This window comes from Sphingobium sp. MP9-4, assembly GCF_005281675.1.
Classification (GTDB): Bacteria; Pseudomonadota; Alphaproteobacteria; order Sphingomonadales; family Sphingomonadaceae; genus Sphingobium; species Sphingobium yanoikuyae.
On sequence record NZ_LUFI01000057.1, the window covers coordinates 16,139 to 37,575 of the forward strand.

Sequence of the window (21,437 nt, forward strand, 5' to 3'; positions counted from 1 at the left end):
TTACCCCAGAAAGCGTTTGGCAAGTCGGATCAGACGCGCTGCCCGGCCCGAATAGGGAGGAAAGACGAGAGGCAGAGCGGAGAAGCGGTTCTGGAGAACGGCGCGCTCATGACTGAAAGTCCGGAACCCGTGATGGCCATGTGCCGCCCCGATCCCGGAATTGTTCACACCGCCGAACGGCAGATGATCGTGGACGTATTGGACGATGGTAAGGTTGACGCCTGCACTGCCGGAAGTCGTGGCCGCCAGGATATGATCCACTCTCGCCCGGTCACGATCGAACACATAAAGCGCCAGCGGCTTGGGTCTTGCGTTGATCCGACCGATCACGGTTTCAATGTCATCATAGGTCAGGACCGGCAGGACGGGACCGAATATCTCCTCATGGTCGATCGCCGCCTCGGGAGCGATCGCCTCCAGCACTGTGGGCGCCAGCGCCCTTCCCTGCCTTTCGCCGCCGACAATGATCCGCCCGCCCGTGGCCAGGGCATCCGCAATCAGGCCCCCCAGTCTGTCCGCATGGCGATCATTGACGATCCTTGCGAGATAGGGGCTCGTCATGCCCGAACCATAAGCGGCGGCGATCCGGCGGCGCAGCGCTTCCACGAACCGGTCGCGGATCGAAGCGTGGACGAACACATGATCGGGCGCGATGCAGGTTTGACCGGCATTGGAGAATTTGCCGAAGGCGATCCAACTGGCGGCCCTCTCTATGTCGGCATCCGGTCCCACGATCGTGGGCGACTTGCCACCCAGTTCCAGCGTAACGGAGGTCAGGTGGCGGGAGGCTGCCTGCATTACGACTTTCCCGACCTCGGGGCTGCCGGTGAAGAAGATATGATCGAAGGGCAGCGCGAGCAGGGCCTGAGACATCTCCTTCCCGCCGAGGGCGACGGTAACCAAGTCTGGCGGAAATGTGTCGGCGATCAGCCGCGCGATGACGCCCGAGGTAGCAGGTGTCATCTCCGAAGGCTTCAGGATAGCGCTGTTGCCGGCAGCAAGGCAGGAGACAAGCGGCCCCAGGCAGAGATTGAATGGGTAATTCCAGGGCGCGATGATAAGGCACACGCCGCGTGGCTGCGGCACGATCCGTCCGGCCGTGCCGAAACCGATCAATGTCGGTCCGACATGGACTGGCCGCATCCATCGGCGCAGATTACGACGGCTGTGGCGGATTTCCTGCATGACCGGAAGAATTTCCGTCAGAAACACTTCGGCCTCCGGCTTGCCGAAGTCGGTCGCCATGGCCTGGACGATCTCCCCTTCGAACTTTCGTATGGCAGCCGCGAGGCGCGCCAGCGCAGCGCGTCTTTCAGCAAGGCCAAAGCGCATCCGGCGCTCGTCCGACATTGCCTTTTGCGCGGTGAAGAGCATTTCCACCGGGCGGCCATCACAGGGTTCCTGCGAAATCGAATGGCTCTCTTCAATCATTTCATTCTCGTCGAAAACATGACCTTCGCGCGAGTCTTACGAGCGCAAAAGCAATAGGGAACTACACGAGCATGTAGTATCGACCCGACATGGGCCTGGGAACCGAATGGACTCCAACGCTGCTTTCGCGACTGGCGGAAACGGCACTTCGCCGTGTGGAATTGACCGCGCGCGTCAGCCTGCTGCGCGCACCTTGCGGCTACGGCAAATCGGCGACGCTCGCGGCCGGTTGGAAGGAGGCGGCGGACACTGGTCGCCCGGCGCTTTGGGCAAGTCTTGCAAGCGACGACACAAAGAAGGGCACCCTGCGTCGCCTCGCCTTTCAGGCCGGAACCGCCGCGGACATCGAGTCCATTCTCCAATGGATATGGCATCAGGACAGGCCCGGGATTATTTGCCTCGATGATGTTCAGGAAGCGCCGCATCTCGAAACGCTGACAAGAGACATGATGGATGCTCTTCCCGATGATTGGCGAGCGGTCCTTGCAACCTCCGCCCCCTGGGGATTTGGCGTCCTCAACGCTGACTGGCAGGAAGTCGGCCCCGATGCCCTGGCCTGCCGCGCCCAGGATCTGAAGGAATTGATCCGGCTCCCTTCAGCCCTCGACCGGATCATATCGGACACACAGGGTTGGCCCGCATTGTGCCGCATCGCGGGCCGTGTATCCCACCGGATGCAGCCACTGCATTTATGGCCCGAGATCATCTGTTATCTCGATCAGATGGTGTTGGCACCCTTATCGCCCGCTCTGCGCACATGGCTGAAAAAGGCGGCATTAATCGCTCCCCTCGATGCCGAAAGCCACGATTTTGCCCTGCGCGTGCCGATTCCGATGAAGCCGCCCCTCGTTTCCGAGATGATTGCGCCCCTTCGTTCCGAGATGATGTCGCCCCCCCGGAGACAGGGCCGTGCTGGCTACGTCTGTTGTTATTTCGTTCGTGCCGGCCGTCAAGCCTCTGAAGGGGATTTGACCCGGCGCATGCTGTCACCGTCGAGGTCCAGGCGGTGGGCGTTGTGGACGAGCCTGTCGAGGATGGCGTCGGCATAGGTCGGATCGCCGATCACCTCGTGCCACGCCGCGATCGGCAGCTGGCTGGTGACCATCGTCGAGCGACGGCCATAACGCTCTTCTAGGATTTCGAGGAGGTCGTAGCGGGCATGAGCATCGAGTGGCTCAAGCCCCCAGTCATCAAGAATCAGGAGCTGAACGCTGCCGAGCTTGGCCAGGATGCGGGCGTAGCGTCCGTCGCCGCGTGCCAACGCCAGGCTGGCGAACAGCTTGGGCACCCGCTGATACAGCACCGAACGGTCGTCGCGGCAGGCCTTATGGCCTAGCGCGCAGGCCGCCATGATTTCCCGACGCCAGTCGGGCCGCAGATGACGAGATTGTCGCGAGCGGCGATCCAGTCACCAGCGACGAGCTTGAGGAACAGTCCCCGGTCGAGACCTCGATGGCTGCGATAATCGACATCCTCGGGGGTTGCCTGATGGCGCAGCTTGGCGAACCGCAGCCGGGCGGCCAGCTTGCGGTCGTGGCGGAAGCTCCATTCGCGGTCGAGCAGCAGCGCCAGCCATTCGGGATGGGTGAGCCGCTCGGCTTCGGCATTGGCGGCCAGTTCGTCGAACGCCCTGGCCATGCCAGCCAGCCCCATTGCGTTCAGCCGGTCGAGAGTGGGATGTTGAAGCATCATGATCTCCTTCAGTGATAGTAGCGGGAACCCCGGATATTCGGGTGGGTGATCGTCCGATCGTCGCGCGCCTGCCGGGGCGCGGGCGCCTGATCGAGCCGGTTGTCGAGGATCGATCGGACCGATCCATAGGTGCGTGCGCCGATATCGAGCGCCCGGCAGCACGCCGCTTCGACCCGTTCGCGGCCGAAGCCCTTCACCAGGCGCACGATGCCCAGGCAGGCCCGGAAGCCCTGCTCGGGATGCGGGCGATCGGTCAGGATTTTCTCGCACAGCAGGGCGGCACAGGGGCCGATCGCGGCCGCCTCGGTGGCGATGCGTTCGATCGTCCAGTCGGCGAAGCGCCGGTGCGATGACGGCATATGCTCGGATATCGTCGTGTGCCGGCCATTGCCGGAGCCGCGCATATGGGCGGCGATCCGTTCACCCTTGTGGAACAGTTCGATCGTACGCGCGGTGATCCGCGCCTCGACCGGCTCGCGCGCGAAGCGATACGGGACCGAGTAATAAAGGCGCTCGATCTCGACATGATAATCGAGACCAGCGCGCCGCCGCCGCCATTCGGCGAAGACATAGGGTTCCAGCGGCAGAGCTTTCAGCGCAGGCCTGTCGATGGCCTCGAACAGCTGGCGCCGGGTCTGGCCCACGCGGCGCATGATACGGCGGTCATTGAGGTCGGCGAGCAGGTCGCCGATCGCGGCGTTGAGTTCGGTCAGGCTATAGAAGATCCGATGCCGAAGGCGCCCGAACAGCCAGCGCTCGACGATCAGCACGCAGGCCTCCACCTTGGCCTTGTCGCGTGGGCGGCGCGGACGGGTCGGCAGCACCGCGCTGTCGTAATGTGCCGCCATCTCGGCATAGCTGCGGTTGACCTGTGGATCGTAAAGGCAGGCCTTGATCACCGCGACCTTGGCATTGTCCGGCACGAACAGGGCAGGCGCGCCGCCGAAGGCTTCCAGCGCCCGCACGTGCGCCGCGATCCAGTCGGGCAGCGTCTCGGTCCAGCTCGCCTCGGCATAGGACAGGCTCGATGCACCCAACACCGCCACGAAGATGTGCGCGTCGCGGATTTCGCCGGTCAGCCGGTCGACCACGACAGCCACCTTGTCGCCCGCATAGTCGACGAACAGCTTCTCGCCGGCGGCGTGGGTCTGCCGCATCGTGACCGGCAGCTTCGCCGCCCAGCCACGATAGAGATCGCAGAACCGGCTGTAGCGATAACCTTCCGGATGCTGAGCGATATATTCGTCCCACACGATCTGCAGCGTCACATGCTTGCGCTTCAACTCGCGATGGATCGCTGCCCAGTCCGGTTCAGGGCAGCGGCGATGGCCGGTCTTGGTGCCAGCCGCGCGGTAAAGCGCCGCCTCCAGAACGGCATCGCTGACATCCGCGCCCAGCGGCCAAGCCAGACCCGCGACCGCTGCCCGCCTCAGCGTCTCGCGCACCGTCGAGGGCGCGGCGCCCACCCGATACGAAATCGCCTTGTGACCCAGCCCCTGCTCAAACCGGTACCGTAAAATCTCGCGAACCCGTCGCATACTCAATCGCTCCGCCGACATCGGCTCCCTCCCTCGGACAACCCAAAGGAAGCAAACCTAATCCCAGCAGCGGACCTTCATCGTCATCCCCGCCAAGGGGGCGACATCATCTCGGAATCAGGGGGCGAGTAATTCTCGGAACAGGGGGGCGGCATCATTTCGGAATGAGGGGGCGGCTTCCCTCGGAATCAGCACATTCTCCAGGGTGATCACCGTCGCCTTATCGCCGGCCGACTGTGCGGCTGCTGCATAGGCTTGCGCGGCTGAAGGCTCCAGCACGACGGAAGCGACCATGAATTGAGGCACGGCCAGAGGCAGCCATCCGATCGGATTTGCCTGACGGTAGCGGCCCGCCTGTGCGTCAGGAGCGCCCCCGAACAGGTTGACGAAGATCGGGCGGCCGCAAATATCCTTGTCGAACCCGTACAGGGTTCGCAGGTCGCCTGGGCCGTCGATGGCGACCGCGGCGGAAACCTTCAGTGGATCAGCGCCGCGGACCTCGCTGTCGGCAGGCAATCTGGGACGGGCCGCCAGCCACAGGGCAGCGTGGGCGCCGGCAGAATGTCCCACCGTCACCACATGCTTCAGGTCCAGAGGCTGGGTTCGTGCCAGCACCCTCAAGTGATCGAGCGCCGCTCCCCAATCCTGGAAGGTCCCAGGCCACCCGCCGCGGGTGTCACCAACCTGTCGATACTCTATATTCCATGTCGCCACGCCCTTGTCCGTCAAGGCGCTCGCCAACGGCGCCGTGCCTGCCAGTGTCTCATAGCCTTTGGTCCAGCAGCCACCGTGAATGACCATGACGACGGGAAACGGGCCAGGACCTGCAGGCAAGCGCAGTTCACCGATCTGCAGAGGATCAGGACCATAGGCCTCGACGAGCGTCGGAGCGGTGACGGGAAGGGCGTGGAGTTGGGGCGGTCCGATCAGCGCATGTTGGTTATCCGACGGCGTCTGCGCCCAAGCGGTGCTCGTGACAATCAAGACTGTAGCCAGGCCTAATGAACGGTATCGCATGATCTACCTCTTTCATGCATCTTCCCGCTCCGACGTTACCAGCCAGTTCGTCAAATGTGAGAAGACAGCAATTCGTCATTAGATAACATGGTTCGCTATATTCTTTTCGGAAACACCATTCCGTCATCGAGTGGGCAAAGCGATAGATGAAATCCCGTTTCTGGCGCAAAGCATATTGCGGCTATGCGCGATCACGGTAGCCTTGATCATGGAAGTGATACGTCAGGCGACCAAAGAGCTATCTAGATTTCATTGTCGTCGTGAATTGCGGTTTCAGAGGATCGTGGGTTTTATCTCACTTGGCTATCCATGCTTCGACCAGCTTGACCGCATCCTCTACTGTTTTGACCTCACCGGCGGCTTCATCCGGGATAGTGAGTCCGAATTCGTCTTCAAGCGCCATCACAACTTCCAGCACATCGAGACTATCCACGCCGATGTCATCGTAGAAAGACGAAGCAAGGGCAATCTGATCCGGATAGACGCCGAGCTGACGGCTAATGATCCTGAAAACTCGGGGAGCGATTTCTTCCATCACAAAGCCCTCGCGCGGACACTATCGGCTAGGAAACAGGGCAGATTCTCGTAAACTCAATCATCGCAGAGCAACGATATTGTCCTGCGGCCAGTAAATTCATCATGCCTTGCTGAGCATTTTCTCGGCGCTCGTTTTCACAAAATCCGAAATCTGTCCTGACATCATTTTGAGGAACAGCGGTACGCTGACGTCGCCGCGAATCTCGCTATCCTCAATGTCGAGTTGCACCGGGATATTCTGCCCCATCGCCCCGATGACCAAGTGTAGTGCGTAGTCCGATACCCACTCGGAACTGAGCGAACCGCCTCCCGGGATATGCGCTGCCAGCTTGGGCAGGCCGGCCTCGATCCTGCTCTTCGCTTCGATTTTACCAAGGCTGTGCGGGATAACGACTTCCATATCTTCTTTCCTGTTCAGGCCGCCCGATCGACGAGCAGCAAGGTCGATGTCGCGGAGGCATAGAGTTTGCCGGCCATGTCGATCAGACGCGCCTCGGTATGCGCCACCCTCTTGCCCATCGACACCACCTGGCCGATTGCACGGACCATCCCGACCCTGTCGGTCAAGGGCGCATGATAGGCGACCTTGAGTTCGAGCGTGACGCAGTTGATGGGCACTTGGGCCGCGGAGTTCGCCGCGATGCCGCAGGCCGAATCCAGCAGCGTCGCGGCATAGCCACCATGGGCGATGCCCATGAAATTGTAGGTCTGCGAGGTGGGCGTCGCGACAAAGACGACCTTCCCCTCCTCCGCCTCAAGCAGATCGATGTCGAACAGGTCCATCATGGGCGGCCGGGTGCCGGCCGCCATGAACTGTTCGATCTCTTCCAGACCGGTCATCGCTTACCTCAAAGCTTTTCGGTCAGTTCAGGAACGATCTTGAAGAGGTCGCCGACCAGGCCGATATCGGCGACCTGGAAGATGGGCGCGTCCTCATCCTTGTTGATCGCGATGATGGTCTTGCTATCCTTCATGCCAGCAAGGTGCTGAATCGCACCCGATATGCCGACGGCGACATAGACTTCCGGCGCCACGATCTTGCCGGTCTGGCCGACCTGAAAATCGTTGGGCGCATAGCCAGCATCGACCGCTGCGCGGCTTGCGCCCACACCCGCGCCCAGCTTGTCGGCCAGCGGATCGATCACGCCATGAAACTGCCCGGCCGAGCCCAGCGCTCGCCCGCCCGAGACGATGATTTTGGCCGAGGTGAGTTCCGGGCGCTCGGACTGGGCGATCTCGGCACCCACGAAGCTGGAAAGTCCCGCATCCGTGCCCGTCGCAGCCTCGATACTGGCCGAGCCACCCTCGCGGGCCGCCTTCTCGAAGGCTGTGCCACGCACCGTGATAACCTTCTTTGCATCAGACGACTGGACCGTCGCGATCGCATTTCCCGCGTAGATGGGACGCGTGAACGTGTCAGCGCTTTCCACCGACAGGATGTCGCTGACCTGCATCACATCAAGCAAGGCCGCCACGCGCGGCGCGATGTTCTTGCCATTCGAAGTGGAAGGCGCAACGAACGCGTCATAGCCGCGCATCAGGTCCGCGACGGCCGGCGCGACATTCTCGGGCAAAGCGTGTTTGAACGCCGCATCGTCGAACGTTACGACTTTGGCGACACCCGCGACCTTCGCAGCAGCCTCGGCCACGCCGCCGATGCCCGCACCGGCAACCAGCAGATGGACCTCACCAAGTTTGGCAGCGGCGGTGACGGCCGATAGCGTCGCATCCTTGACCGACGCATTGTCATGTTCAACCCAGACGAGCGTATTCATAACTTATTCTCCGAGAAATCCGCCCCCGCTTCATCTCTGTGCGCACAGGATGAAGCGGGGTGCGCCGTCACTTGCATGGGAGAGGTTCGGCAAGTTCGGCGCGTTTGAAAGTTTATCAAATCGCCATTTCCTTGAGCCTGGCGACCAATTCATCGACGTCGGCCACCTTGATGCCCGCCGAGCGCTTGGGGGGTTCGGTCACCTTGAGCGTCTTGAGGCGCGAGGCGATCTCAACACCGAGATCGGCCGGCGTCTTCGTCGCCAGCGGCTTGGATTTGGCCTTCATGATATTGGGCAGGCTCGCATAGCGCGGTTCGTTGAGACGCAGATCGGTCGTCACGATCGCCGGCAGTTTGAGGCTTACGGTCTCCAGACCGCCATCCACCTCACGGGTCACCGCGACAGTCTCGCCCGATACTTCGACCTTGCTGGCGAATGTGCCCTGCCCCCAACCGAGAAGGGCTGCCAGCATCTGGCCGGTCTGATTGGCATCATCGTCGATGGCCTGCTTGCCGAGGATCACCAGGCCTGGAGCCTCCTCGGTGGCGATGGCCTTCAGGATCTTGGCGACGGCGAGCGGCTCGACCTCATCGTCAGTCTGGACGAGGATCGCGCGGTCGGTCCCCATGGCGAGCGCGGTGCGCAGCGTTTCCTGCGCCTTGGCGACGCCGATCGACACCACCACGATTTCGGTCGCGACTCCCTTTTCCTTGAGGCGGATAGCCTCTTCGACGGCGATCTCGTCGAACGGGTTCATCGACATCTTCACGTTCGCCAAATCGACGCCCGTCCCATCCGCCTTCACGCGCGGTTTCACATTATAATCGATAACCCGCTTGACGGGCACAAGCACCTTCATGGATCAATCCTACTCTGATTGTAATGCCGCCTGATATTCGGCAATGAGTCTCTCACAGATGGATCGGGCCGGTTGGACGGCAGTGGTAGCGCCGACACCGTGGCCTGCCGACCAGATCGTCTTCCAGGCCTTGGCCTCCTCCGAAACCGAAAGCGCGCCATGTGGCTCAGGGAGAGTCGCGGCTTCCAGCGAGGGCCGGAGAAAATTGGCCCCGACGCCGGTGACCCGGTCCGTATAGACGATATCCGCTGGTCCGGCCCCGATCACCATGTCTTTCTGTGCCGGCGAGGCGAGACTCTCTTCCGACGCGATGAAGTGGGATCCGATATAGGCAAGATCGGCCCCCATCATCTGCGCGGCCGCGATCTGGTGGCCGCGCGTGATGGCGCCGGAAAGCGCCAGCGGCCCCTGGAAGAAGCGCCGTATCTCGTCAACCAGTGCGAACGGGCTCATCGTGCCGGCATGTCCCCCCGCGCCGGCAGCGACCGCGATCAGACCGTCGACGCCAGCTTCGAGCGCCTTTTCCGCATGACGCACGTTCGTCACGTCGTGAAAGACCAGCCCGCCATAGCCCTGAACCACCTGGACAAGATCCGCGATGGCGCCGAGCGAGGTGATGACCAATGGCACATGGTGCCGAACGATCAGTTCCAGATCGGCGTCGAGCCTCGGATTGCTCTTATGGACGATGAGGTTGACGCCGAAGGGCGCCGCTCCCGGCATGGGAGCCAGCCGCTCCTCGATTTCATCCAGCCATTCACCGAAACCTTGACTGGTGCGCTGGTTGAGCGCCGGGAAAGTACCAAGCAGTCCCGCCTCGCAGCAACTGACGACAAGGTCCGGTCCCGACACAAGGAACATCGGCGCAACGATGGCTGGAATGGCCAGCCGCTTTTCGAGGCTTGCCGGAAGCGTCAAAACACGTCGTCTTCCAGCGCCATCAGCGACTTCTTGCCCGCCTTGATCGCCAGGAAGCTGGCGGTCGCCTGAGGCAGGATACGCTCGAAGAAGAACGTCGCCGTCTTGATCTTGGCATCGTAGAAGCGCTTGTCCTCGCTGCCGAAGAAGAGCTGCAAGCCTGCGATCTTGGTCGCCTTGGCAAAGCAATAGCCCATGGCCACCAGGCCCATCAGACGCAGATAGTCCGCCGACGCCGCGCCCGCCTCTTCGGGATCCTTGAGCGCCCGCTGCGCGACCGTGGCCGTCGAAAGCTGCAGCGCCCCGAACGCCTTGGCGAGCGCCTCGATCATCGGCTTCATCGGTCCGTCGACGTTGTTTTCCTCGATGAAAGCCGACACCGGATGGAAGAAGCTGCGCAGATAGCGGCCCATATGGGCGCCGAGCTTGCGGCCGACGAGATCGAGCGCCTGAACGCCGTTCGTCCCCTCATAGATCATGGTGATCCGGGCATCGCGGGCATATTGCTCGACGCCGCTTTCGCGGATGTAGCCGTGGCCACCATAGCATTGGACCGCAAGGTTCGCGCTGTCGAACGCAAGGTCGGTGAAGAGCGCTTTGACGACGGGGGTCATGAGCGCAATGAAGTCACTCGCACGCTGGCGCACTTCGGGTTCGGGAGAATGTTTTTCCGCGTCCAGGGCGCGCGAGACCCAGGCCGAGAGCGCCCGGCATCCCTCATTATAAGCCCGCATCGTCATCAACATGCGGCGAACATCGGGGTGAACGATGATCGGATCGGCTGCCTGATCGGGATATTTGGGTCCCGAGAGCGCCCGACCCTGAATACGATCTTTCGCATACCAGGCCGCCGCCTGATACGCCGCCTCGCCCACACCCAGGCCCTGGATGCCGACGGAGACACGCTCCGTGTTCATCATCGTGAACATGGCGGCCATGCCCTTGCCAGGCTCACCGACGATCCAGCCGATCGAATCATCGAAGTTCATCTGGCACGTCGCCGACGCCTTGAGACCCATCTTGTGCTCGATCGCGGCGCAGGCGACGCCGTTCGATTGACCGGGAGTACCGTCCTCCCTGGGCAGATATTTGGGGACGAGAAACAAGCTGATGCCCTTCACGCCCTTGGGGGCGTCGGGCAGGCGGGCGAGCACGAGATGGATGATATTCTCGGTCAGGTCATGCTCACCGGCGGAGATGAAGATCTTGGAGCCGGTGACCTTGTAGCTGCCATCGCCCTGCGGGACCGCGCGGCTGCGCAGGAGCCCGAGATCGGTACCGCAATGAGGCTCGGTCAGGCACATCGTGCCGGACCACTGGCCGCTCACCATCTTGGGCAGGTAGGCCTGCTTGAGCGCGTCACTGCCATGGCCCTCGATCGCAGTGGTGGCACCATGGGTGAGGCCCGGGTAGAGGCCGAAGGAGAGGTTGGACGAGCAGATCATCTCCTCGACCAGCTTGTTGACCGCTTCCGGCAGCCCCTGCCCACCCCATTCCGGATCGGATGCGAGCGCGGTCCAGCCACCTTCGGCGAACTGCTTATAGGCTTCGGGGAACCCCGCCGGCGTCCGCACGACGCCGTTTTCCAGATGACACCCCTCCTCGTCGCCCGACCGGTTGATCGGCAACAGGACGTCGCGACAGAAGCGCGCCGCCTCCTCGAGGATCGCATCGGTGAGATCCGGTGTGAACTCCGACAGCGCGGGAATATCCCCGAAGCCGTCATCGGCATGGAGTTCGTTGAGCACGAAGCGCATGTCGCGCAACGGGGCGTCATAGACTTGCATATTTATATCTCCTGACCGGTCGGCCATCCGGCCGCCGGCCGCCAATCAGTTACGCAGCGGCTTGCCGGTGACGAGCATCTGCTCGACGCGCGCCTGGGTCCGCGGGTCGCGCACCAGTTGCATGAAGGCCTTGCGCTCGAGCGCCAGCAGATCCTCTTCGGTCACGATGTCGATGAGATCCTTCTCGCCGCCCGTCAGGACGTCGGCGAGCGCGCCGGATACGACACCATCGTAAGATGTGGCGAGGCCACGGGCCTGGAAGCCTTCGACAGCCATCGAAAGAGCGGACTTGCCTCCCGCGCCAGGCAAGCGGAATTCCGGAGCCACAGGCGGTTTGTAACCGTCGGCCAGTTCCAGTGCCTTCGCCTTGGCGTCCGCCAGCAGACGGTCCCGGTTCATCGTAATGCCGTCCGAGGGACGCAGGAAGCCATGCTCCTTCGCCTCGGCGGCCGACTTTGCCACAGTGGCTGTCGATACCGTCTCGAAGACCTTGGCTACGGCCGGCATCGGCCCCTTGGGCATGCCGGGACTGGAGCGCCAGCGATCGATCATTTCACCGCATCCGCCCCAGCCAGGGATCAGACCCACGCCGCACTCGACCAGACCCACATAGCTTTCGGCATGGGCCTGCACGGCATCACTGTTGAGCAGGATCTCGCAACCGCCGCCCAATGCCATGCCGGCCGGAGCGCTCACGACCGGGAACAGCGCATATTTGAGCGCCTTGTAGGCCTGCTGCCCGCCCGCGACGAGCTTTTCGATCTCGCCCCATGCCGCGATGTTCAGTGCGAACAGAGCAAGACCGAGATTGGCGCCGGCGGAGAAATTGCTGCCCTCATTATAGACGACGAGCGCCTTGAACTTGTCCTGCACGACCGGGATCGCCTGACCGATCAGCTTCATCACATCGCCGTCGAGCGCGTTCATCTTGCCGGTGAACTCAAGGCAGGCAACGCCGTCGCCGACATCCCAGAGTGCCGCCGAACCATTTTTGAGGATCGGCTGGCTATGGAGCTTGATGTCTTCCAGCAGCAGCACGCCCTCGGGCCGCACGACATCATGATAGTCGCCGGCGGCATCGAGATATTGCCGACGGCCGTCCTGCACCCGGTAAAAAGGCCGATCTCCGGCTACCTTGAGGATCGCGGGAACATCCCGCCCCTCGGCGGCCAGCCGTTCGGCGAGCTTGCCCGGCCCGAGGCGATCGATCAGTTCGAACGGCCCGAACTTCCAGTTGTAGCCGAGCTTCATCGCGTCATCGATGCCGACGATGTTGTCCGCAGCTTCACCGACCAGACTCGCGGCATAGGAAAGAACCTTGCCGAGAATTTCCCAGGCATAGGCGCCGACCTTGCCGGGCGCAGCAACCAATGCTGCCAGGTCCTTCTCGGCCCGGCCCGGCAAGGAAGCCGGCTTCACCGATACGCGATATTCGCCGGTCGCGAGATCGAGCGCTTTCTTGGTCTTCGTCGCCTTGTCGAACGCGTAGAAACCGCCCTTGCCCTTCCGCCCGGTAAAGCCTTCCGCGATCATCCTGTCGACGAGCGGCATCGGCCTCACCGTGTCGAAATAGGCGTCACCTGCCGGCAGCGTCGAGGACAGGCTCTTCGTGAGCAGCGGCATGAGGTCGACGCCAACGAGATCGACAAGGCCGAAAATGCCGGTCTTGGGCACGCCCATCGGCTTTCCGCCGATCTGGTCGGCTTCCTCCACCGTCAGCCGCTGGTCCATCGCGGCATTGATCGCGACGGCCAGCCAGTAGGTACCGATGCGATTGGCGATGAAGCCCGGCGTGTCCCGCGCCGGCACGATGCGCTTGCCGAGCTTTCGATCGACGAAATCCGAGACGCGCCTCGCCACAGCCGTATCAGTGTCGGGGCCGGTCACGATTTCGATGAGCCGCATGTAGCGCGGCGGATTGAAGAAATGGGTGATCAGGAAGTCCTGTTTGAACTGATCGTCCCGCCCCTCGACCAGATGGCCAAGCGGAATCGTCGAGGTATTGGACGATACCGCCGTGCCCGGACGCTTGAGCTGCTCGAGCTTGGCGTAGAGCGCCTGCTTGATGTCGAGCCGTTCGACGATCGCCTCGACGATCCAGTCGCATTCGGCCACCCGCTCGAGATGGTCGTCGATATTGCCCGTTTCAACGAGCTTCGCCGCAGCCTTCGACATGAAGGGCGCCGGATCGGTCTTCAGCATCTTCGCGACCGCACCCTTCGCCACGGCGTCACGATCGCCGCCCTCCTTGGGCACGATATCGAGCAGCAGCACCGGCACGCCGGCATTGGCGACCTGCGCTGCGATGCCGGCGCCCATGACGCCTGCGCCGATCACGCAGACCTTTTTGATGGTTTCCGGCGGGGCGCCGACTGGCTTGATGGCCTGCTCGCTCATTCCGCCGCCTCCAGCACGGTGGCGATGCCCTGACCGCCGCCGATGCACTGGGTGGCAAGCGCATAGCTGCCGCCTTCGCGCTTCAGCAGAGCCGCGGCCTTGCCCACGATCCGCGCACCGGTCGCCCCCAGAGGGTGGCCTATCGCGATGGCGCCGCCGTCCAGATTGACCTTCGACTGGTCAAGCCCCAGGTCGCTGATGCAGGCCAGTGACTGGCTCGCAAAGGCTTCGTTGAGCTCGACAACGTCAAGCTGGTCCACACTGAGCCCCGCCCGCTGCAGCGCCTTGCGCGAGGCCTCGACCGGTCCGATGCCCATGATCTCCGGCTGGCAGCCAGAGACAGCAACCGACTTGATGCGGGCAAGGATCGGCAGTCCATGCGCGCGCGCATAATCCTCGCTCGTGACCAGGATTGCGCTTGCGCCATCGGTCAGCGGCGAGGACGTTCCCGCCGTTACCGTGCCGTCCTGGCTGAAGGCCGGCTTCAGCCCGGCGAGGGTTTCCGTCGTCGTGCCGGCACGCGGCGTGCCATCCTTGTCGACCACGCCCGCCTTGGTCGTGATCGGCACGATCTCGGCCTCGAGCTTGCCGGCCGCGATAGCCGCGGCCGCCTTGTCCTGACTGGCGACCGCAAAGGCTTCCTGCTGGGCACGGGTGATCTGATATTTGGTCGCGATATTCTCCGCCGTGTCGCCCATGCCCATATAGGCGGCGCTCTTCTTCGCGAGCTCGGGGTTCGGCAGCGGATTGAACCCCATCATCGGCACGCGGCTCATCGACTCCACGCCCGCGCAGATGAAGGCCTCGCCGGCGCCAAGCTGAATCTGGCCCGCAGCGATGTGGACCGAGCTCATCGACGATCCGCAGAAGCGATTAACGGTCATGCCGCCGACAGAGAGCGGCAGGTCGGCGAGAAGACCGATAAGGCGCGCGATGTTGAAGCCCTGCTCGCCTTCAGGAAAAGCGCAGCCCAGCACGATATCCTCGATATCTTCGGCCTTCACGCCGGTCTGCTGAATCAGTCCGCGAATGACCTGAGCGGCCAGATCGTCAGGGCGGACGCGCGCCAGCGCGCCCTTGCCTGCCAGGTGAAAGGGGGACCGGGCATAGCCCGCAACAACCACATTACGCATCGATGATAGCCTCTCCAGGGAATCGGACATCTGATTACCTAATGGTGCGTGAAATGACGTTTACGTCAACTAAAATCTTTGGCACTCTTCTCACGCCGTCGAGGGAATCGTCATGCACCGGTTCCCGGGAGGCTTGATATCGGAGGTCTTGGCCGAGGAACGTACGGATGCTCGCCAGTGAAAAACCGCGCACTCTCATCCCGGCGATGATGCTCGCGCCCGTCTTATCGACGGCTGCGCCTCTCCCCAAGCGCCACTGCACCTGTTTTCGAAGGCGCACACATGCGATTTTCTGAGCATCCCCTCCGGCGTCAGATCGTCGGCGAAATGCATCTGCGCCGTTTTCCTGCACTCGAATTGCCCGCCATGGCATTTCAGACGGTTCGCCTGGTCGATGAGAATGACCGGGAGAAGGAATGGCTGATCCTGGAGCAGCGATGTGCCTCTGGACTCGATCGCAACCTGCGCCACCTGGAAACGGAGTGGTCCGCCAACGGGCGGCTGGCCTGGGAAAGGCACAGTGAAGCGGTCACCACGACGCTAACGTCAACCTCGGTCAGCGCGGACGCGCAGTTCTGGTCTGCTCCCGACGTCGGCCCCTTCAGTGATACCTTGCAGTGGATGGAAACGCTGCCGGGCCTGGTCATCCGCGCAACCCACATCGTCGTTGTGGCGAACGATAGCTACGCCGAGCCGGTTGTCGATCGGGCCGACTTCCATCCGGGCCATCTCGTCTCCTGCATCATCGGGGATAGCGTCCGGATCTGGAGCGACTTTCGCATTCACGCCGGCGGCTACGGGCGCCTGGTCGTTGCCGCGAACGGGGCGGCTGACGGCGAAGTGTCGCGTTCCATCCAGCGCATTCAGGAACTGGGCAATTATCGCAATCTTTCCTTGCTTGAAGGCACGCACAGATCAATAGCTTGACGGCGTCACACACGAACACGCCCGAACCCTGACGACGGGGCCAGCAGCGCCTGACCCCTCCAATTCGCACACAACCTAATAGGCATTTTGATGACGCATTGAGCTATTGACTTACCTATACGTCATCGAGATGGTTATGGGACGCTGATTTGCCGCATATTGGCTCCAGACGTGAAACAGACGGTCGCCTGAAGGCGCGCGGAGAGGAACAATGTCGATCATTCTGACACTACTGGCTTCGAGCACTGCATTGCCCGCCGACACCGTTGTCGGTCGCTGGCAAACCGAGAGCCGTCATGGCGTCGTGGAAATCACCCGCTGCGGGCAATCGATCTGCGGTGCCTTGATCAGTTCCGACGGGATCAAAGCCAACCCCGAACTACGTGACGAAAAGAACAAGACCGCTGCGTTGCGCGGTCGTCCGCTTCGTGGATTGCAGATTCTGCAGGGTTTTACGTGGAAGTCGGGCAGTTGGTCGGGTGGTTCCATCTACAACGCTGAGGATGGCGGTACATACAGCGCGACGGTCACGTTAGCCGATCGGGATCATTTGCGCCTCAAGGGCTGCATCGTCTGGCCCCTGTGCAAGACGCAGACATGGACGCGCCTCCGATAAGCACGAGGAATTTGACAATCACGAAAGGGGAGATGGGCGTGGCAGGCAAAAATTGGAAAGTTGGGATCGCAACATCGGCCGTGGCGGCTGGATTGCTCGCGCCGCAAGCCGCGAGCGCGCAGGCCTTTTACCTTCAGGAACAATCGTCCAGAGGTGCCGGACGAGCCTTTTCGGGCGAGGTCGCCGACCAGGGCGTACAGTCCCTCTGGTGGAATCCGGCTGCGATCGCAGGCATGGAAGGAGTCGATGCCCACCAGGCCGTAAGCGTAATCCTTCCCAAAGGGTCGGTTGACAATGTCAACACGCTCATTGTCCGTCCCGGGCAGTCGGCTGCGGCTGTAGGCGGGAGCCAACGCTCTCGTGATCCGATCAATAATGGCGTACTACCCTCCGGCGCGATAGCCGTCGGCCTGACATCACGGCTCGCTTTGGGGCTGACCGTCGCCTCCCCTTATAGCTTCACAACCAATTATGATGCCGACAGCTGGGCACGGTATAGCGCCGACAAGACCAAGCTGCGAACATACGACATCCAGCCATCGATCGCCTACCTCGTTACGCCAAATCTCAGCATCGGCGCCGCGCTTAATATCGAATATGCCGACGCATCATTGTCCAACTATCTGCCGAACCTATCGCCTCTTCTCGCCGACGGCCACCAGGAGCTGAAAGGCAATGGTTGGGATCTTGGCTGGTCGGCCGGGCTGCAATATCGCGCCGGCCCCATGCAACTGGGCGCCAGCTACAAGTCGAGCGTGAAGCATAATCTCGACGGTTCGGTGACGACGACCGGTCTTCTTGGTCCGCTCGCCGGGCAAAACAGCGTAGTGAATGCAAACGCCACGTTCGAGACCCCCTGGCAGGCGATCTTCGGAGCGCGCGTGGCGGTGTCGCCCAAGGTCACCCTCAACGGTCAGGTGACCCGCATGGGTTGGTCGAAATTCGACGCTATCCGGCTCGGCGCGCCGCTCAACGTTTCAATCCCGGAAAATTACCGGGACACTTGGAGCTTCGCAGGCGGCATCGATTACACGGTCACACCAGCCTGGACCGTTCGTGCCGGCGTTCAACACGCCCAGACCCCGACGCGCAACGGCAATCGGGACGCTCGAGTGCCTGACAGCAACCGTTGGAATTTCGCTGCCGGCACAAGCTATGCCGTGTCTTCCCGGTTCACGCTCGATGCGGGCGCAGCGTATATTACGTTCAAGGATACGACTATTGATCGCACGACAGCGGCCTATGCCGGCACGGCCGTGCAGACGCCGATCCTGATGGACGGCAAGCTCGAGGACGCGCACGCCGTCGTGCTGTCGCTCGGCGGACGTTTCCACTTCTGATGCTGGAGATCGCCATGCCCCAGCCCGCCATCAGCGCCTTCCCGTCGATACCGGAACCGGCAATTCCGCCACGGCTCCTGACCGACCTCCTCGACAATGCGTTGAACCTTTATCCCGAACGCGTCGCCATCGACTTTCTCGGGCGAACCTGGACTTATGCGCAGGTGGGGCAACTCGTTCGCCGTGCAGCACGTGGATTGCAGGATCAGGGGCTGCGCAAGGGCGATCGGTTCGGCCTGTGCCTGCCGAACTGCCCCTATTTCGCGATATTGTACTTCGCGGCGCTGCGCGTGGGTGCGATCGTGGTCAACTTCAACCCGCTCTACACGGAGCGCGAACTGGAGCATCAGATCCGGGACTCGGGAACGCGCATGATGGCGGTACCGGACGTCCGGATAATCCACGAGAAAGTGCAAGCCGTCGCGCCACGTGCCGGGCTGGACAAGATCGTGTTGTGCGGCATGAGGGATATGCTGCCCTGGCTGCAAGGCCTGGGCTTTGCGCTATTCAAGCGAAAAGACCACGCGCGGATACTCGACGAAGGCCTTCATGTCCGGCTCAAGGCGCTTCTCGCCCATGATGCCGAACCTGACGCGGTAGAACGTCACCCTGATGATGTCGCGGTCCTTCAATATACCGGAGGCACAACCGGCGTGCCCAAGGGCGCAATGCTGACCCACGCCAACCTCACGGCGAACAGCGCCCAGATGGTGGTGCATGTGGGAGGACTTCGCCCGCAGCAGGAGAGAACTCTCGGCGTCCTGCCCATGTTTCACGTCTTCGCACTCACGACGGTGCTCAACTTCTCAGTCGAAATCGGCGCCGAAATCGTCCTGCTGCCACGGTTTGAGATGAAGCAGGTTCTCAACACGATGAAGCGCAAGCCGCCGACACAGTTCTTCGGCGTGCCTACGATCTATGTTGCCCTGAACGCGCTTCCGGACGACGAGATACCCGATCTCTCGGCCGTGCGCGCCTGTATATCCGGCGGCGCACCGCTCCCGCTCGAGGTACGCGAGGAGTTCGAGGCACGCACGCGTGCCAGGGTCGTGGAAGGATATGGGCTCTCCGAAACCGCCCCGATCATCGCCTGCAACCCGTTGTTTGGGACGGTGAAGGACAATAGCTGCGGCCCAAGTTTCCCCGGCACCATCATCGAGATCCGAGATCCGGAGAATCCCTCGCGGGTTCTTCCCCAGGGAGAACGCGGAGAAGTGTGCGCCCGCGGCCCTCAGGTGATGAAGGGCTATTGGCAGCGCCCTGCAGAAACCAGTGCTGTCTTCGTCGATGGCGCGCTACGAACCGGCGATATCGGCTATTTTGATGAGCATGGCTATCTCTTCCTCGTCGACCGCATCAAGGACATCATCTTCTGTGGCGGATATAATGTATATCCCCGGATCATCGAGGATGCGGCCTACCAGCACCCGGCGGTAAAGGAGGCGATCGCAATCGCGGTTCCTGACGCCTACAGAGGTCAATCTCCCAAGTTGTTCATCGCGCTGCACGAGGGATCGAACCTGACCGTCGATGAACTCAAGGTCTTTTTGCAGGATCGCCTCAGCAAGATCGAGATGCCCAAGGCCTTCGCATTCCGGGACAGCCTGCCCAAGACGTTGATCGGCAAACTTTCGAAGAAGGATTTGATCGAGGAGGAGAACAAAAAGCTCGCCTGAGCCTCTATCCCCTGTCAAGCTACGAGGCTTATGCGCTTGAGTGGTAGGGTAGCCGTGATTGGAGGACAGGGAGTGGATGGCATGGGGAACTCGCTCCACCTCGCCGAGGACGATGAAACGCTTAAGGACGCGGATCGCGACAACCCCACGCACAAGGGGAGAACCCGCGCAAAGGATGCGGATTTACAAGTGTACGGCATCCAGGATGTCGCTCAGGAACTCGGACTGACACTTCGCACGCTACGCTTCTACGAAAAGGAGGGGCTTATCGCCCCTCAACGGGTAGGCAGTACCCGGGCATATTCCAGGCGTGAGATCGGACGCATACAGCTGATTTTGCGCGGCAAACGCCTTGGCTTCTCCATCAAGGAAATCAAGGAGTTTCTCGATCTCTACGATGCCGATCCCGAGCATAAGGAGCAAATGGAGCGATTGATTGCCCGCATCCGGGAAAGGTTGGTCGACTTGAAGACGCAGCGCTCTGCGCTCGACCTGACAATCGACGAGCTTACAACCATCGAAGTGGAAGCGATGGCAAAGTTGCAGCGATAATTTGGTCATCCCATTCTCTAACCGAGCGGTAACGCTTGATCGCGGCGCCCCCGATCCAATCAAGCCGTCAAGCGACGAGCGCCGCGCCGATCGCTAAGGCCGCCCCAGAACCGCGCCATGATCATCCAGGCGATGCCCGACGCGGTCATCGCCCCGCCGACCTGCCATGGCTCGAGGCCAAGCACGCGCGCGATGGGGCCCGCGAGCGCCACGAACGACATCATCGCCATCGAGCAGACGAAGGTCTCGAACATCAGTGGCTTCATGCTGAAAGCGCCTGATGCTTCCTCCCCCACTTGTTCGTCGCCTGTCGCTGTCGCAGCTTCGGTCATGCTGCTTCGTCCCGTGATGCGACCGGCGAACGGCCACCATTCCAGAGCAGCGCCGTCGAGACGGCATAGACAACGAGCCAGCCGAGGTTGAACGCGGCGCCGTCAAGCCAGGTGTGCGCCGGCTCGGGCAGGATGCGCGCGATCAGCATGCCGATCGCGACCAGCGAGACGGGATTGGCCAGCGCTGCGAACCAGCGTGGCCAGGCGGTGCGGCCCAGCGCGATGACGATCCCGAGGAGCAGCAGCGCCAGGCCCAGCGTCACGATCGGCATCAACCAGGCGATGAGCAGGACATGGTAGAAGTGCTGGCCGAGATCGAGCAGCGCGCCATGGGCCGCGGCCGGCGTTTCGGGGATCGTCTTGTAGGCCATGCCGACATAGTAGAAGCCCGCATGGCCGAGCGGAGACCAGGCGTTGCCGGCGACCAGCAGGACGAAGGTCAGCCAGCGCCACCAGCCCATCGCCGGACGCAGCCCTTCGAGCAGATGCCAGCAGCCCGCGAGATAGAAGACGATGCCGGCATCGGCCACCAGCGCGCCCGCGGCGAGCCGCGCCTCGGAGGATGGAAGCATCAGCGCGACACCGTCGAACTGGATGCGATCGGCATAGGTCTTCAGGATCAGCGGATAGTCGTCGGGACTTGCCCTAGCCCCGATGATCAGCGCGTCGCCGAGCGTCCAGAGGATCGCGCCGATCACGCCCGCGATACCGCAGAGACGAAGAAGCGGGAGCCGCTGGATATCCGTCATAGGCTTGTCCTTGCTTCGGCGCGGGATCGATCGACGAGACGCATGATCTCCTGGGCGATCAGCTCGGGCTGGCTGAACGGAACCATTGCCAGCGCTACCGTCGCCTGGCGGCCACGGGCAAGCCTCAGCCCAAGGTGACCACCGCGATCGCGCGTGAACTG

The 21,437-nt window shown here is 62.2% G+C and carries 20 protein-coding genes and 1 pseudogene; 6 read left to right on the plus strand and 15 right to left on the minus strand.

Annotated features, from left to right (window positions below; translation table 11 throughout):
* Positions 1 to 1,374 carry an aldehyde dehydrogenase family protein gene (locus A0U87_RS18050; protein WP_240700589.1) on the minus strand — a complete coding sequence of 458 codons (1,374 nt, stop codon included), beginning with the start codon at positions 1,372 to 1,374 and terminating at the stop codon, positions 1 to 3.
* A 146-nt stretch (positions 1,375 to 1,520) separates the two neighbouring features.
* Here A0U87_RS18050 and A0U87_RS26265 point away from each other — a divergent pair, with 146 nt between their 5' ends.
* Positions 1,521 to 2,480 carry a hypothetical protein gene (locus A0U87_RS26265; protein WP_170978422.1) on the plus strand — a complete coding sequence of 320 codons (960 nt, stop codon included), beginning with the start codon at positions 1,521 to 1,523 and terminating at the stop codon, positions 2,478 to 2,480.
* Here A0U87_RS26265 and istB read toward each other — a convergent pair.
* From istB to A0U87_RS18115, 12 genes and pseudogenes are all read right to left on the minus strand, one after another.
* Positions 2,381 to 3,120, minus strand: a pseudogene (gene istB / locus A0U87_RS18060) (IS21-like element helper ATPase IstB). The gene A0U87_RS26265 and the pseudogene istB sit on opposite strands and share 100 nt — an antisense overlap.
* 11 nt (positions 3,121 to 3,131) lie before the next feature.
* Positions 3,132 to 4,661: an IS21 family transposase gene (gene istA, locus A0U87_RS18065; protein ID WP_137405832.1), complete on the minus strand. Its 1,530-nt coding sequence runs from the start codon at positions 4,659 to 4,661 to the stop codon at positions 3,132 to 3,134.
* Positions 4,662 to 4,778: 117 nt separating this feature from the next.
* Complete coding sequence (locus A0U87_RS18070; RefSeq protein ID WP_240700590.1) at positions 4,779 to 5,678, minus strand: alpha/beta hydrolase; 900 nt, start codon at positions 5,676 to 5,678, stop codon at positions 4,779 to 4,781.
* Between the two features lie 295 nt (positions 5,679 to 5,973).
* The gene (acpP, locus tag A0U87_RS18075) at positions 5,974 to 6,213 is read right to left on the minus strand and encodes an acyl carrier protein (protein ID WP_004206981.1); all 240 of its coding nucleotides are present in this window, start codon (positions 6,211 to 6,213) and stop codon (positions 5,974 to 5,976) included.
* Positions 6,214 to 6,315: 102 nt separating this feature from the next.
* The gene (locus A0U87_RS18080) at positions 6,316 to 6,615 is read right to left on the minus strand and encodes a polyhydroxyalkanoic acid system family protein (protein ID WP_004206980.1); all 300 of its coding nucleotides are present in this window, start codon (positions 6,613 to 6,615) and stop codon (positions 6,316 to 6,318) included.
* Positions 6,616 to 6,629: 14 nt separating this feature from the next.
* Positions 6,630 to 7,055: a PaaI family thioesterase gene (locus tag A0U87_RS18085; protein ID WP_004206979.1), complete on the minus strand. Its 426-nt coding sequence runs from the start codon at positions 7,053 to 7,055 to the stop codon at positions 6,630 to 6,632.
* 8 nt (positions 7,056 to 7,063) lie between these two features.
* The gene (locus tag A0U87_RS18090) at positions 7,064 to 7,990 is read right to left on the minus strand and encodes an electron transfer flavoprotein subunit alpha/FixB family protein (protein ID WP_004206978.1); all 927 of its coding nucleotides are present in this window, start codon (positions 7,988 to 7,990) and stop codon (positions 7,064 to 7,066) included.
* A gap of 115 nt (positions 7,991 to 8,105) precedes the next feature.
* Entirely contained in the window at positions 8,106 to 8,849 is a 744-nt protein-coding gene (locus A0U87_RS18095; protein WP_066861525.1) for an electron transfer flavoprotein subunit beta/FixA family protein, read from the minus strand.
* A 9-nt stretch (positions 8,850 to 8,858) separates the two neighbouring features.
* Entirely contained in the window at positions 8,859 to 9,767 is a 909-nt protein-coding gene (locus tag A0U87_RS18100; protein ID WP_017503706.1) for a nitronate monooxygenase, read from the minus strand.
* Complete coding sequence (locus tag A0U87_RS18105) at positions 9,764 to 11,554, minus strand: acyl-CoA dehydrogenase C-terminal domain-containing protein (protein WP_017503705.1); 1,791 nt, start codon at positions 11,552 to 11,554, stop codon at positions 9,764 to 9,766. The genes A0U87_RS18100 and A0U87_RS18105 overlap by 4 nt, the downstream gene beginning before the upstream one ends.
* A gap of 45 nt (positions 11,555 to 11,599) precedes the next feature.
* A complete protein-coding gene (locus tag A0U87_RS18110) occupies positions 11,600 to 13,951 on the minus strand; it encodes a 3-hydroxyacyl-CoA dehydrogenase/enoyl-CoA hydratase family protein (RefSeq protein ID WP_137405833.1) in 2,352 nt (783 codons plus the stop codon).
* Positions 13,948 to 15,084, minus strand: a complete 1,137-nt coding sequence (locus tag A0U87_RS18115) for a thiolase family protein (protein WP_066861522.1) — start codon at positions 15,082 to 15,084, stop codon at positions 13,948 to 13,950. Before A0U87_RS18115 ends, A0U87_RS18110 begins: the two co-directional genes overlap by 4 nt.
* Before the next feature lie 282 nt (positions 15,085 to 15,366).
* Here A0U87_RS18115 and A0U87_RS18120 point away from each other — a divergent pair, with 282 nt between their 5' ends.
* The 5 genes from A0U87_RS18120 (at position 15,367) to A0U87_RS18140 (ending at position 20,195) form a co-directional block, all read left to right on the plus strand.
* The gene (locus A0U87_RS18120) at positions 15,367 to 16,011 is read left to right on the plus strand and encodes a DUF3422 family protein (protein ID WP_004206967.1); all 645 of its coding nucleotides are present in this window, start codon (positions 15,367 to 15,369) and stop codon (positions 16,009 to 16,011) included.
* Positions 16,012 to 16,222: 211 nt separating this feature from the next.
* A complete protein-coding gene (locus A0U87_RS18125; protein WP_026109759.1) occupies positions 16,223 to 16,627 on the plus strand; it encodes a DUF2147 domain-containing protein in 405 nt (134 codons plus the stop codon).
* Between the two features lie 32 nt (positions 16,628 to 16,659).
* On the plus strand, positions 16,660 to 17,967 hold the full coding sequence (locus tag A0U87_RS18130) for a porin (RefSeq protein ID WP_137405834.1): 1,308 nt from the start codon (positions 16,660 to 16,662) through the stop codon (positions 17,965 to 17,967).
* Positions 17,968 to 17,981: 14 nt separating this feature from the next.
* Positions 17,982 to 19,643, plus strand: a complete 1,662-nt coding sequence (locus A0U87_RS18135) for a long-chain fatty acid--CoA ligase (protein WP_137405835.1) — start codon at positions 17,982 to 17,984, stop codon at positions 19,641 to 19,643.
* An 81-nt stretch (positions 19,644 to 19,724) separates the two neighbouring features.
* A complete protein-coding gene (locus A0U87_RS18140; RefSeq protein ID WP_017503287.1) occupies positions 19,725 to 20,195 on the plus strand; it encodes a MerR family DNA-binding transcriptional regulator in 471 nt (156 codons plus the stop codon).
* Between the two features lie 59 nt (positions 20,196 to 20,254).
* On the opposite strand, the gene A0U87_RS18145 is transcribed toward A0U87_RS18140, so the two are convergent.
* Positions 20,255 to 20,527, minus strand: a complete 273-nt coding sequence (locus tag A0U87_RS18145; RefSeq protein ID WP_017503288.1) for a hypothetical protein — start codon at positions 20,525 to 20,527, stop codon at positions 20,255 to 20,257.
* Positions 20,524 to 21,276, minus strand: a complete 753-nt coding sequence (locus tag A0U87_RS18150; RefSeq protein ID WP_066861519.1) for a DUF6796 family protein — start codon at positions 21,274 to 21,276, stop codon at positions 20,524 to 20,526. Before A0U87_RS18150 ends, A0U87_RS18145 begins: the two co-directional genes overlap by 4 nt.
* Between the last annotated feature and the right edge of the window lie 161 nt (positions 21,277 to 21,437).